Raw genomic sequence first — 13,942 nt, 5'->3', positions numbered from 1 at the left:
CTTAAGCCACTTTAAAGACGTCAGGATTGAATAGATGAATAATCTGTTCAACCTGATAGTTTGTCATGTCTAGCGCCTCTTCAATATCTTCCTCACTCAAGTTAAGCGATTTAAACAGAAATTCTGGTAAATGGGTTTGAACGCTATAATGGTGACCGAAGGTATTAATCACTGACAAATCGTAGGCTAATTGCATGATCTGAACTTCTAAGATGTCCGCTGCTGAGTCGTCGTGATGCTGCATCGCTATCGTTGAGACGATTGAATCCGGCAACATCCAGTGTTGCGATAAGGCTGCCGAAATCTCGGCGAAGGTAAAACCCATAATATCTTGCTGACAATCGCGAGGTAATAGACGAGAATCAAATCGACCACAATCTTTAGCTAAATTCGGGTTAACTTTTAGCACAACTAACTCACCTATGTTGTGTAGGAGTCCACTCACAAAAAGCCTATCTGCATCTCTGATCCCATTGAGTGAACCGAAATGCTTTGCTAATAGTGCACAACTTACGCTTTGCTCCCAAAATTTATCGAGGTCAACAAATTCGCTCTGCTCATTACTAAAGGCATTGGAAATACCAAATACTAAAGCGTAATCATAAACGGCTGAGGTGCCGATGACTTGGACAGCTCGTTGAAGTTGTTCAATTTTACGGGGAAAACGGTAGATAGCACTGTTTGCAATTCTAAGAATATGTGCTGCTAGGCCAGGGTCAGTCTGCACCAATGCGGCAATGCTTGCGGCATCGGTTGTTTCGTCCTCGATCAGGGTCTTTACTCGCATGGCCGTCTTGGGCACTGCAAACAAGTCTGATACCTTTTTAGCGTAATCTATCGCGTTCATTTATTCCCTAGACAGTCTGTGTTTTTTCAAATCATTGGCGAATCAGCAAAAATACCCTGCCTCTGAGCGCTTGTTTTCAAAAACACGTTAACCCTACCACAAATTTTTAACACGACTTGAAATGAAAGTTCAAGACATTTAGGACTATTTCAGTGAATTAAGCCTGGTTTCGTCATTTTTTACAACTTATGTAGTAAAAACAACCAATGAGCGCCGATTGCGGAAAACCAAAAAATTACCTAACATACGTTGCCGTAACAATTTAGCCAAAATTTGAGCTAGAAGGTATAAAGATCGCGACAACGGTTTTAATACAGAGAATGAAATATACGAATACAAATGGCAATATCACGCCCGTGTATCAAAGTGAGGTGAAATTGACCTTGTATTACAAATCTTAACAAAGAACTCGCCATGACTGCCAGAAATTCAATTATTTCCATGCTATTTGTTTGCCTTAGTTGCCTTGCAACTATGTTTTTTGTTGAACAACGCTGGCACGACCAAGTAGCGTCTCCCTTAAGTAATTTAGTCCCCTTCATTTCTATCATTCTTTTCGTTGTTGTCATTTTCACTTTAGCTCTGCGCCAGGCACTTACAATGTACGTTGCCAGCATCATCGCGCTAAGTACAATCGCGCACTTTTATATCTTACCGTATTTTAGTGAACAACAAGCACTCGCAAATGCGCCATTGATGCTCAAGCTACAAACCGAACATCTCTTAATGTCGTTTATCGTCCTACTTCCGATTTTTGGGCTCATTACAATCCCAGCCCATAGATTGATAAAAAGCTTCTTATATTTGTTAGGTAGCTTAATTGCTTGGGTCTTTTTTAGCATCGTCATTTCAAAAGCTGAGCCAATCGTGATCGAGGTGTCAACAAAGGTATTCAGTAGTATAGCGATGCACAACCCTTTCGAGACGTTTTGGTTTACCCCATTAGAATTTGCTTTAATCTGTATAACAATGGTCGCGATGTTAGTTATCGTTTTGGGTTCGCATAAAAACCTCTATTTGCTAGCAATTGCGGTTATGGCGGGTTATGTCATTGCTAAACCGTCCCCTGTATCCATTGTCTTACTAGCATGTTTAGCGAGTTTGTTGTGCTTGTATTCAGCAATCATGAATAGTCGAAACATGGCATTTAACGACGAATTGACCAGTATTCCAGCACGTCGTTCTATGACACAATATGCTGATGAGTTAAGCCGCCACTTTACTGTTGTGATGATAGACGTCGATCATTTTAAACGTTTCAACGATAAATATGGGCATGATTCCGGTGACGACGTTCTCAAACTGGTAGCAAGCAAGATCGCAAAAACGAGAAACGGTGCTAGAGCGTTTCGCTATGGTGGCGAGGAATTCACACTTGTATTTGACGGTAAATATATTGATGATGTGCGTGAAACGATCGAAGATCTAAGAGTTGAAATTGAAAGCTACCCAATGGCAATCAGGGTTCAGAAGCGCAGTCAAAAGTCAGCCTCGCAATCGCGGAATCGAAGACAAAGCCCCTTACGCCAAGAGATAGTGAAAGTAACATGTAGCTTTGGTATTGCTGAATCATTGTCTGGTAGCAAAGATTTCAAACCAACCTTAAAACGCGCTGATAATGCCTTATATAAAGCAAAAAAGGCGGGGCGAAACTGTGTAAGAACGGCGTAAGCCCAAAATCGCAACAAAGCTTAACAATGTATCAGTTAAGCTTATTTTCACGTTATAATCCCCAAACATTATTCTTAATCGGCACAATCATTGTCAGTGTTAAAAGTCCTATTTATTGGCCTTGTATGGCCAGAGGCTCGTTCCTCCGCAGCGAGCCAAAATATCTTAAGCTATATCGAATTGTTCAAGCAGCAAGGACACGAGGTATGTTTTGTCAGCGCATCTGAAAAGTCTGAACGCTCAACACCGCTAGATTGCCTTGTTGATGAACAACGCAGTGTGTTGTTGAATGATAGTAGTTTTGACGAATTCGTTCGTGAGTATCAGCCGAACATTGCTATTTTTGACCGTTACATTAGTGAAGAGCAGTTTTCTTGGCGAGTCGCAGAAGCTGCGCCAAATTGCCTAAAAGTCTTGGATTGTGAAGATTTACATTTTTTGCGTTATGCCAGACATGAGGCGTATAAAAACCAAGTCAATCCAAACCACTTTGCTAGTGTAGAGCCCTACCTCTATTCAGATACCTGCAAACGAGAGTTAGCCTCAATATGGCGGTGCGACATCAGTATTTTATTATCGGATTTTGAAACTAACTTATTGGTGGAACACTTCGGAATATCGTCTGACCTTCTTCACCACTGTCGCTTTTTACTCCCCAATAAGGATGCACAAAAAGATCCCCTCTATTCAGAGCGACGAGACTTCATCACGATTGGAAACTTTCGACATGCGCCTAACTGGGATGCAGTACTGACACTGCGCAGCAAAATTTGGCCAACTATAAAGAAGCACCTTCCTGATGCGAAATGTCATGTTTATGGTGCCTATTTACCTCCTAAAGCTAAACAACTAGAGAATAAGAAACTTGGCTTTTTGGTGCATGGTTATATTGAAGACGCTGAACAAGCCATTGGCTCATCTCGTGTATTACTTGCTCCAATAAACTTCGGTGCAGGCATTAAGGGAAAGCTGGTGGACGCAATGCGTTGTAACACACCCAGTGTCACTAGCCCAATTGGTAGCGAGGGCCTGATTGTAACGACAGATGTAGCGACAGATGCAGCAACAGACCACACGGTAGGTTTACCATCTTGGCCTGGCGCCATAAGCGATATCAGTGAAAATACTGATAACTTCATCAAGGAAGCGATAGCGTTATATCAGAATGAGGCGCGCTGGCTTGAGGCAAGCCAAGGCTGTGCGCAGCATATCAATGCCCTATTTGACTATGAAACGCAATCACATGGGCTATTAGAGAAGTTACAAAAAGTCTATGCGAACCTAAATCAACATCGAAATAAGCACTTTTTTGGGCAAATTCTTCAACACCATACAACAAGTTCAACGAAATACATGAGTCAATGGATAGAAGCCAAATCAAAACTGAAGTAACGTTATCTTGGGTTTATGGTGGTTAGCTGACTCAGCATTAACAATGGCTATGCCGTTTTCAGTAGTCGCTTAATTCTTTCTATTACGTGACCGACACCATCTCTTCTACCTTGGCTAAAGTATTGAGTGAGGTGCAAAGCCTCAAGATAAGTAAAATAATCAAATGAGCTAGCCTCTTGCCCAAGCGAATTCGCTTTTTCTAGCAGAAGTGAAAGAATACCACGGATCACTTTGCTCTCAGAGTACCCGTGTAACTCACCTGATATATTAGCCACCCAAACATCAGATTCACAACCTTTCAATAAAGTTGCCTCTGTGCGTTCTTCCACAACCAGTGTGTTTAACTTTTTGCTTGCTAACAAAAGCTGGCGATACTGATTATCCCACCCTTTGCTAGCTGCTATCTTACTCGCAATTGGGAGTGCTAAACTTGTTGAATCAATCCCCTCCCTTGACTCAATTATCTCACTGTCTTTACTTACGCTACTCGACATATCTTGCTTTAACGCTGATATAGCCGCTTGTAAGTGTTTCATGAAAAAGGAAATCTCTTCTTTGCTGGTGTAGCACCCGAGAGAAATCCTTAAGGTTCCCCCGATACCCAGTACTTTCATCAATGGCATGGCACAGTGATGACCAATCCTAACCGCAATATTCGATTGAAATAAGTATTGAGCAACATCATTGACATTCAGCTGATGGAAGCTGATAGAGACAGTGGCAATACTGTTGTCTCTTGTTTCAGGTTGCGCATGGTTACCCCAAACTTTAATGTCAGAGATATCCAAAAGAGAGCTCAACAAAAACGCTTTCAAGGTATTTTCGTGTACCTGAATTTCTGCCAAATGTTGATGGACAAAATGGGCCGCAGTAGCAAAACCAATCACCCCAGAAATATTAGGCGTACCAGCTTCAAATTTCAGCGGTGGGGGCGCGCATTCGAAACTATCAAAACTTGCATCGCTCAGCATTTCACCGCCCAGCTTGCTTGGTAACAAAGCCAGTAAGTTGTCATATTTGCCAAAAAGCATGCCAATGCCAGTTGGTCCGTACATTTTATGTGCACTGGCTACATAAAAATCACAGTCAAGCTTTTGCACATCAACCGGAACATGCGCTAGCGCTTGAGTACCATCAATCACACTGAGAATATTATGCTGCCGGGCTATCTTCAAGATAGACTCTAAAGGGTAAATATTCCCTAGGGCATTAGACACATGAGCAATCGCTAATAGAGCAACATCTTGAGTCAGTTTTGAACATAATGCCTGGAATTCGCGTTTATCAAACTGCCCTTCGCTTCCTAAAGGGAGCGTTTCAATCTCCAAACCCAATTGTCTCGCGAGCATTTGCCATGGGAGGATATTCGCATGATGCTCACTCGTCATAATTAAGATTTTTCTCCCACTCAGCATGTTGGCATGTAAGCCCTGTGCTATCAGGTTGAGGCTTTCTGTCGCACCACTGGTAAAAACGATTTCGGAAGGCGAACTAGCATTAATCAGTTTCTGCAGAGCCGTTCGAGAGCATTCATATGCTTGAGTAGCTTCGTTTGCTATTTCGTAGGCGCTGCGATGCACACTTGCATTATAATTTACGTAATACGACTCACTGGCCTTCAGCACAGCACCTAGCCGCTGTGTGCTAGCAGCGCTGTCTAAATACACTTGTTCTGGTCGTGCAGTGAAGAATGGAAATTGTGGTTTAAAGTTCACTTTGCCTCGATATCTGAAAATAAAAATAGCCAGCTTGACTAAAAGTCAGGGCCCATATTATGTATCATATACACTCACTCTTCGAGTTGTCTTCATGAAACTTCAGCAAATAATGTGTATTACAAATGACAATAATTGAAATCATGTCCTTGATAGGCGCCTTGTGTCTGCTCTTCGTTGTATTAAAAAATACAAAGATCGCTGACCTCAAAACCGATACGACACTGCAACATCGCTTTTTCGGCACCACCGTGTTGGTGTTTATTCTGTGGATTTTTCGTGCTGGAATAGTCGATGAACTTTACGTTCACTTTATGTGGCTAACATCCTTAGCCCTAGTTCTCGGCTTCCGCTGGGCCATTATTTCTGCCAGTTTAGTATTGCTTGCAGTCACTCTGTTAGGCTATGAACATGCCTCAATGTTAGGAGTAAACTGGTTGGCTGGCGTCGCAATGCCAATTGCGATCACCTATCTTATTTTCAGTTGGTCATTTCATAAGTTGCCACGTAACGTTTTTGTCTACCTTTTCGTTTGTGGCTTCTTTCCTGGTGCAATTACAATTTCATTAAAAATGCTGATATTAGCCGGTTATTACTACATCGATACTGACCTGACATGGGACACTATCTATCAGAATTATGTACTACTCACCCCTCTCCTGTTATTTCCAGAAGCGATGTTCAATGGCATGACAATGACGGTACTCATCGTCCACAAACCCCATTGGGTTTATACTTTCCACGACAAATTTTATATTGATAACAAATAATAGCGGTATATTGCATGGCAATACTCTGTTCGGAAAACGAAAAAGGCTGCAGATGCAGCCTTTTCCATGAGGGTCAATGAATTGCGCTATGTACTAGTCGAGCAAAACATCCAATATGTTACTTAGCTCTGTCTTCCCTTCTTTTATCTCTTCTACGCTCAAGCCAGCCAACTCATGCGGAAATACAAGCCACTCATCACTCTCATTCACAAAGTAATCAGGCACAATTTGTGTTTTATTGTTCTGAGGCTTGTACCAAGGAGTCGCAATTCTTATTTCTTTCGGCGTATTTAAGCGCATCAGCGTTTCAATCTGATTGATAAGGGCTTCGACACTGCGGCCTGAATCAAACACGTCATCCACAATCAACAAGCTATCTCCAGCATTCGCATTCTCAATAAGATAATGCAATCCATGAACCTTTATTTCTTTGGATTGTTTATTAATGCCGTAGTAAGACGATGTGCGCACCGCGATATGATCAGTTGGCGTATCTTTGTATTCAAAAAACTCTTGAACAGCAATCCCTATAGGCGCTCCGCCGCGCCAGATGCCAATGATAAAATCAGGCTTAAATCCGTCTTTAAACACTTTTGATGCTAAACGAAAACTATCCTCTAAAAGGGATTGTGAACTGATATATTTTTTGCTCAAAATAAACTCTCTGTTAAATCTGTATCAGATAAAGGTAAAAACAAGTAAGAACTTGCCACTATAGATTCATGTTCGCATAGTATAACGATTATTGGGTTTGTAAGCTATTTGCAGGATGAATTGAAGCAGCCCTAAACGCAGGGTATAAAGTAGCAGCAATACATAAGCCGAGTGAACTTAACGATATTACCAACACTTCTGACCAACGTAAATCAATGGGCAGGCCCATACCATTCGGACCAAAGCCTAAATTTACGCCAATCAAGCTGAGTATATTATTCAGTTGCGACACCAGTAACAAGCCTAATGCAAGCCCAGCCAGAATGCCTTTTACGCCATTAAATACACCATTAAGAATGAAAATTAACATCACATCTTTCGGCAATAAGCCTTGGGTTTGTAATATTGCAATATCACTGGTTTTTTCACTGACAACCATCACCAGTGCTGAAACGATATTAAAAGCCGCGACAGCAATGATCAGTAATAGCATGAGAGACATCATTGACTTTTCCATACTCACTGCGTCAAACAAAGGACCTTGTCTTGAGCGCCAGGTGGTATATTCCAAACCTTGTTTATCTAGGGCCTGAGTGACACTTTCGTATTCGAATGCATCTTCAAGGTAGAGACGTTGACTCACAAAGTCGAGATTGCGCTTTCGAGACAACTTCGCAATATCATGAATATTCATTAGCATGACTTTATCATCAGCCTCGCTATTCAGTTGAAACAAGCCTCCAATCGTTACCAAGCGTTGACTAGGCATTCTACCTAAAGGAGTAAACACGCTAGCGTTTGGGCTAATAACACGTAACTGATCGCCTATGCTGACTCTCATTTGACTCGCCAAGGCTCGGCTGATCAGTACTTGAAAACTCCCCTGACGCATTGACTGCCAGCTACCAGCGATCATATTCTTTGCAATGATAGAGTGCTTTTGCACTTGCTCAGTATCTATCCCCTGAAGAAAGACTCCTTTGATTGTCTTGCTAGATTGAATAATCGCTTCCTGTTCAGTGAAGTCAGTTGTAAATACGACTTGTTGTGCAAGGTCACTTGAAAACTCAAGCGGTTCTCGACTTTCAACAACAATATGCGGGAGTATCCCCAGTATCTTTTGTTTAAGTTGCCCCTCCAGCCCATTCATAACTGAAATAACAGTGATCAATGATGCGATGCCAAGGGCGATACCAACCACCGAGAACAAGTTTATAAAGGCAATAAAACTGCGTTTAACTGAGGTTTTGGAATATCGCATTCCGATGAATGCTGAAATTGGTAGGCGCAACATAGAGTATATACTTCAGTCCATTTTATGTATTGGAAGGTCGACAAGTGTAGCAAAGTCTTGCTAACGCATTTGCTCACAAGCCTACAAGGTTGTAATAAGTCATAAACAACAGTGAAACTTGCGGACAATTTTGTTAAATTACGTGACTTGCATTCTACCCTAAGCATTGGGGGGCTGCTACTCCCTACTCGGGATTAATGCCATGTGCGGCGATTACAGGAACGTTTCCATTGAACTCATTAGAAGAAAAACAAGCCAACTTCGGCTCATACTTTTTAATAAAGCATGCAACCAAAGTAAACGTAAAATTTATTGATAGCAGCCTAGTTAATCAAAGCATGGATGAATTTGAAGCCAGTATGCCCTATGCTTTTCGTATCGCTTCTGAACTCTCTGAGATAGAATCTCAAGCACTAAAACCGCTGCGTTCACTAGGTGACAAACTAGAAGACTTAGTGGATTACTTGCAAATGCAAGCGCGAAAAATCGACCTTATGATGTCTTACATACTGATTCAACAAGATGATGAGGCACTTAGAAAAACCGCATCTAAATTTGGTGGCGGAGGTGTTATCGTTGAACATCAGGATGCGCCAGAATTAGGTCAGCTTGCAGAAGTTAAAATCTTTCTAGAAAAAGAAGCGGCTGCCATATTCTGTCTAGCTGAAGTCATTGAGGTTGAACACATCGATGATCTTTATCAAGTCAGTTACGTTTACACACACATCCGTGAGCAGGACCAGGAACTTTTGGTTCGTGCCAGTTTACATTTACAAACTTCTCAACTTCGTAAAAATCGTTAACATTTTTAGTGTTAGCGATGAGTGATTGGGCGGACTTGTTTTGCAATCTTATATAATCAAAGAGTTTTTTTCTTCGTAGTATGTCAAATTTATTCAATATTCCATTACCCAAAACAAAATCTGCCTCCGGCTCACAGGCGTCTGCGCGCATCATCGATCATATTCAGTGGGGCGAACTGCAGGGTGCTAGCTCAGCACTTAGCATTGCAAATGCCGGTAAAAGCCATAGCGGGCCTTTAATTGTTATCACCGAGGATAGCCCCAAAGCGATCAAGCTAGAAAAAGAACTGGCATTTTTCCTTCGGGCCGATGACATACATGTGCAGCTTTTTCCCGATTGGGAAACCCTACCTTATGATGGTTTTTCACCTCATCAGGATATTGTTTCTCAGCGATTAGAGACCTTATATTTATTAAATAAGAAGCAAGCGGGTATCTTTATTGTGCCCATGAATACACTCTTGCAGCGTTTAGCACCAGTAGATTATGTGGGACAACATCTCTTGTACCTCAAGGTTGGTGAAACAATAGATACTGATGACTTCAAACGCAAATTAGAAAAGTCTGGTTATCTACACGTCAGTCAGGTGATGTCACACAGTGAATTTTCTGTTCGAGGCAGTATTATTGACTTATTCCCAATGGGTAGTGATCACCCCTTCAGAATCGATTTATTTGATGATGAGATTGACTCTATTCGACTATTCGATCCTGAGAGTCAGCGAAGCCTTGATGAAACCGATGCCATTCGCTTATTGCCGGCTAGAGAATTCCCAACCGATAAACCAGCAATTACGGGTTTCCGTGAACGCTATTTAGAAAAATTTGAACGCAGTAATACTGCAGATAAAGAGTCGATTTTCTATCAGGTGAGCAAAGGTACAATGCCAAGTGGTATTGAATACTACCTTCCACTCTTCTTCGATAAAACAGCGAGCCTGTTTGATTATTTAAACGATGACTCATTACTCATCTGTATGGGTGATATGCAGGCGGCGTCTGATCGATTTAGCAAAGATCTGAATAACCGTTACGAACAATACCGTTATAACTTAGCGCGTCCATTGCTAGCGCCAATCGATTTATTTTTAGATACACATGAGTTACTCAATTCTTTGAAACAGTGGCCACGCGCTTTCATCGTGCCAGAAACCTTACCGAAGAAAGCGGGCAAATATAATTTTTCATGTCACCCTGTCACAAATATTGGTATTGATCTCACCGCAACGAATCCATATCAGGCTATACAGGCAGAAGTAAAAAAAGCCTTAGAGAAAAAAACGAAAGTGATTTTCATCGCAGAATCACAAGGTCGAAAAGAAAACCTGATCGATATTCTTAATAAAGCGAAAATTAAACCGTCTAATTCACCTACCCTTGAGGATGCATTGACACATACCAGCCAACATATATTTATATGTGTAGGTATGGTTGAAAACAGTTTTGCTTTTGAGGACGGTAAGCAATCGTTTTTGTTTGTCACTGAGACTCAATTACTTGGGCATAAAGTCAGCCGCCGTAAACTGAAAGATAAGCGCAAAGTCAGTGATGAAGCATCAATAGTTCGAAATCTCGCAGAGTTAACCGAAGGCCAACCGGTTGTGCATATTGACCATGGTGTTGGTAGATTTCTCGGCATGCAAACCTTAGATGCGGGAGGAGTGACTACAGAGTACCTCACTATTGAATATGCAAAAGGTGCTAAGTTGTACGTTCCGGTGTCTAGTTTGCATCTAATAAGTCGCTATTCTGGGGGAGATCCAGACCATGCTCCTATACATTTACTCGGTAACGATACCTGGAGCAAAGCTAAACGTAAGGCGGCAGAGAAAGTCAGGGATGTCGCTGCACAGCTGCTAGACGTATATGCTAAACGAGCTGCAAAACCTGGTTACGCATACCCAATTGAATGGCAAGAATATCAAACCTTCGAAGACAGTTTTCCTTTTGAAGAAACTGTAGACCAAAAAACCGCCATCAATGCCGTTTTACAGGATATGGGCAGCCCAAATGCAATGGATCGTCTAGTCTGTGGTGATGTTGGTTTTGGTAAAACTGAAGTTGCAATGCGTGCTGCATACATTGCTGCATCTAGCGGGAAACAGGTCGCGATATTAGTTCCCACCACCCTACTAGCTCAGCAACACTACGAGAACTTTAAAGATCGATTTGCTCAATGGCCATTTAAAATCGAAGTAATTTCCCGCTTTGGCAGTGCAAAAGAGCAAAAGGTTGTGATTGAAGAACTAGCCAATGGCCAAGCAGATATTGTAGTAGGAACGCATAAGCTCTTGCAGGATGATGTGAAGTTTAAAGATCTTGGTTTAGTCATCATTGACGAAGAACATCGCTTTGGTGTGCGCCAGAAAGAAAAATTCAAAGCCTTACGTGCAGATGTCGATATTCTTACGCTCACCGCTACCCCTATTCCTAGAACACTGAATATGGCGATGAGTGGTATGCGCGATTTATCTATCATCGCAACGCCGCCAGCCAAGCGTTTGGCGATTAAAACCTTCGTGCAGGTTCGCCAGGAAGACATCGTGCGTGAAGCTGTTATGCGCGAAATTTTGCGTGGTGGTCAAGTTTACTTTCTACATAACGAAGTGAAGACAATTGAGAAAACTGCCCGTGAAATCGAAGAAATCATTCCTGAAGCGCGTATCGCAATTGCGCACGGTCAAATGCGTGAACGCGAACTCGAAAATGTAATGAATGATTTCTATCATCAACGTTACAATGTATTAGTGTGTACCACGATTGTCGAGACGGGTATTGATGTACCTACCGCTAATACTATTATCATGGACAGAGCTGATCATCTTGGACTCGCTCAGTTACACCAACTAAGAGGGCGTGTTGGGCGTTCGCATCATCAAGCTTATGCGTACTTATTAACACCTCATCCACGTCGAATGACCAAGGATGCGAGTAAACGGCTAGACGCCATTGCCTCTCTTGAAGACTTGGGTGCGGGATTTGCGTTAGCGACTCACGACTTGGAAATTCGTGGTGCGGGTGAACTGCTTGGTGATGACCAATCAGGTCAGATTAATTCGGTTGGCTTTAGCTTGTACATGGAAATGTTGGAACAAGCCGTACAAGCTCTAAAAGACGGTAAAGAGCCGTCATTAGACGATGTATTATCGGCGCAAACAGAAGTTGACCTGCGTATACCCGCTTTGCTACCAGATGATTATATTGGTGATGTAAATACTCGCCTTTCCTTGTACAAGAAGCTAGCAAACTGCAAGTCGCAGCTAGAAATAGATGAATATCAAATTGAACTGATAGACCGCTTTGGACTGCTACCAGATAGCGCCAAAAACCTTGTTCGTCAGTCGAGTTTGAAGCTCATCGCTGAGAAACTCGGAATACAAAAGATAGAAATTAGCCAAACAGGTGGCAGTATTGAGTTTGAGCAAAACACCAAGATTGATCCAGGCTACCTAATTCAGTTGATTCAAAAGTACCCCAGTCAATATAAATTTGATGGGCCTCAAAAACTTAGGTTTGTGAAAAAACTCGACAGCGCGCAACAAAAACTGGATCATGTAACAGAATTGCTAGAAAAATTTGTCAAGGAATGCCATGCGAGCTAACTCAGTGAAACCTTTGCTTAAGGTTATCAATGCATTACTAATATTAGCTATGCCCATAGCAGCCAATGCTCAATCAGATAATCCAGCTTCGGTTGAAGATACTGATTGGTGGTTCGATGTTGAAGTGATTGCTTTTCAACGCAGTGCATCTTCTCAGGTTGAGGAAGATTTTTCGAAAGCGACCTTTAACGCAGAATCTACGTCGCCAGTCGATCTGCTTTCTTATCCTTTGTATCGTAAAGCCAACCCATTAGTAAATATTCAAAAAATGGTCTTTGAATGCATTCCCGAAGAGCCTGAATTTCCAAGCCGCTTAGTGAATATATTCTCGCCATTAGCGCCATTCAACATGGTGGAAGACAACCGTCAGGAAGAAACAAACACTGAACAAACCGATATAGATGACACTTTTCAAGCCGATATCTCACTCTGGTCACAAAAGTTGAAAGAGAAGGAAGCGTGCGATAACACGAGAGAACAGCTCGTTGCACAGATGATTCAATATAAGAATGTCGATTCAGTCCCTATATATCTGCAACAGGAAACACTAGAGCAAACCCGTAACCACCACCTATTGAGTGACGACCAGTTCTATCTTAAAGACTATGCTTCGCGTCTTTTTGCACAGCGTGACGTGCAAGCCCTGATACATGTTGCATGGCGACAACCCGTGGTATTTGGTGAAGAAAATGCCAAATTTTATCGTGTTTACGCTGGTCAACGCTTGCAACTTCCCCCACCGTCAAGTCCAAGGTATGATGAATTAAAAGAAAAGTATGAGCCCGACGAAGATAGCGTAATTGATCAAAATTCAGAGACCTTTTTTGAAGAGCTTAAAGCCCAACTTCAAGCTGGCAATACGGTCGATTGGACACGCCAAGAAGCAAGTGTCCCAAATACAAAAGGGTCAGAAAGCCACATTGAGCCTTGGGAGTTAGATGGACAAATGAAGGTGTATTTGAAATACATCAACAGAGTACCTTATCTGCATATTGAGGCTGAGTTTGAGCATGTAGAATTGAAAGTCGATACCTTCGGTGATGCTTACTTTGAACAATATCCCTTCAAACAGCGTCGACGTATCATCAGTAAGCAGATTCATTATTTCGATCACCCTAAATTTGGTTTTGTAGTGCGACTTCAGCGGTATGAGTTTCCGAAAGAAGAGATTGCTGAAAACTAGTTTCAAGCCTA

General features: G+C 42.0%; 10 protein-coding genes. 6 read left to right on the top strand and 4 right to left on the bottom strand.

All coding sequences use genetic code 11. From position 1 onward, the window contains the following. Window position 1: 1 nt before the first annotated feature. Complete coding sequence (locus tag RM544_RS02095; protein WP_311360124.1) at window positions 2-847, bottom strand: HDOD domain-containing protein; 846 nt, start codon at window positions 845-847, stop codon at window positions 2-4. 414 nt (window positions 848-1,261) lie between these two features. Between RM544_RS02095 and RM544_RS02090 the strand changes: the two genes are divergently transcribed. Beyond that, window positions 1,262-2,518 (top strand): GGDEF domain-containing protein, encoded by a 1,257-nt coding sequence (locus RM544_RS02090; protein WP_311360123.1) that lies wholly within the window; start codon window positions 1,262-1,264, stop codon window positions 2,516-2,518. A gap of 96 nt (window positions 2,519-2,614) precedes the next feature. After that, entirely contained in the window at window positions 2,615-3,910 is a 1,296-nt protein-coding gene (locus RM544_RS02085) for a glycosyltransferase (RefSeq protein ID WP_311360710.1), read from the top strand. 47 nt (window positions 3,911-3,957) lie between these two features. On the opposite strand, the gene RM544_RS02080 is transcribed toward RM544_RS02085, so the two are convergent. Continuing rightward, window positions 3,958-5,625: an aminotransferase class V-fold PLP-dependent enzyme gene (locus RM544_RS02080; RefSeq protein WP_311360122.1), complete on the bottom strand. Its 1,668-nt coding sequence runs from the start codon at window positions 5,623-5,625 to the stop codon at window positions 3,958-3,960. A gap of 125 nt (window positions 5,626-5,750) precedes the next feature. Between RM544_RS02080 and RM544_RS02075 the strand changes: the two genes are divergently transcribed. Continuing rightward, window positions 5,751-6,395 (top strand): energy-coupling factor ABC transporter permease, encoded by a 645-nt coding sequence (locus tag RM544_RS02075; RefSeq protein WP_311360121.1) that lies wholly within the window; start codon window positions 5,751-5,753, stop codon window positions 6,393-6,395. 93 nt (window positions 6,396-6,488) lie between these two features. On the opposite strand, the gene RM544_RS02070 is transcribed toward RM544_RS02075, so the two are convergent. Then, window positions 6,489-7,049 carry a phosphoribosyltransferase gene (locus RM544_RS02070; RefSeq protein ID WP_311360120.1) on the bottom strand — a complete coding sequence of 187 codons (561 nt, stop codon included), beginning with the start codon at window positions 7,047-7,049 and terminating at the stop codon, window positions 6,489-6,491. An 88-nt stretch (window positions 7,050-7,137) separates the two neighbouring features. Then, window positions 7,138-8,343, bottom strand: coding sequence for a lipoprotein-releasing ABC transporter permease subunit (locus RM544_RS02065; protein WP_409220033.1), 1,206 nt, complete (start codon window positions 8,341-8,343; stop codon window positions 7,138-7,140). A 230-nt stretch (window positions 8,344-8,573) separates the two neighbouring features. On the opposite strand from RM544_RS02065, the gene RM544_RS02060 reads away from it, so the two are divergent. The 3 genes from RM544_RS02060 (at window position 8,574) to RM544_RS02050 (ending at window position 13,931) form a co-directional block, all read left to right on the top strand. Beyond that, entirely contained in the window at window positions 8,574-9,146 is a 573-nt protein-coding gene (locus RM544_RS02060) for a PilZ domain-containing protein (RefSeq protein WP_311360119.1), read from the top strand. 80 nt (window positions 9,147-9,226) lie between these two features. Continuing rightward, the gene (mfd, locus tag RM544_RS02055) at window positions 9,227-12,748 is read left to right on the top strand and encodes a transcription-repair coupling factor (RefSeq protein ID WP_311360118.1); all 3,522 of its coding nucleotides are present in this window, start codon (window positions 9,227-9,229) and stop codon (window positions 12,746-12,748) included. Continuing rightward, window positions 12,738-13,931 carry a CsiV family protein gene (locus tag RM544_RS02050; protein ID WP_311360117.1) on the top strand — a complete coding sequence of 398 codons (1,194 nt, stop codon included), beginning with the start codon at window positions 12,738-12,740 and terminating at the stop codon, window positions 13,929-13,931. Before mfd ends, RM544_RS02050 begins: the two co-directional genes overlap by 11 nt. The last annotated feature ends 11 nt before the right edge of the window (window positions 13,932-13,942 follow it).

Origin of the sequence: Brumicola blandensis, assembly GCF_031846165.1 — a bacterium.
In the GTDB taxonomy this organism is placed as follows: domain Bacteria; phylum Pseudomonadota; class Gammaproteobacteria; order Enterobacterales; family Alteromonadaceae; genus Glaciecola; species Glaciecola blandensis.
This window is presented reverse-complemented; position numbering and strand designations above follow the sequence as displayed.

Coding starts and splice junctions, on each gene's coding strand:
- RM544_RS02095 (WP_311360124.1), bottom strand. CDS start 847: ATGAACGCGATAGATTACGCTAAAAAGGTATCAGACTTGTTTGCAGTG.
- RM544_RS02090 (WP_311360123.1), top strand. CDS start 1,262: ATGACTGCCAGAAATTCAATTATTTCCATGCTATTTGTTTGCCTTAGT.
- RM544_RS02075 (WP_311360121.1), top strand. CDS start 5,751: ATGACAATAATTGAAATCATGTCCTTGATAGGCGCCTTGTGTCTGCTC.
- RM544_RS02065 (WP_409220033.1), bottom strand. CDS start 8,343: ATGTTGCGCCTACCAATTTCAGCATTCATCGGAATGCGATATTCCAAA.
- mfd (WP_311360118.1), top strand. CDS start 9,227: ATGTCAAATTTATTCAATATTCCATTACCCAAAACAAAATCTGCCTCC.
- RM544_RS02050 (WP_311360117.1), top strand. CDS start 12,738: ATGCGAGCTAACTCAGTGAAACCTTTGCTTAAGGTTATCAATGCATTA.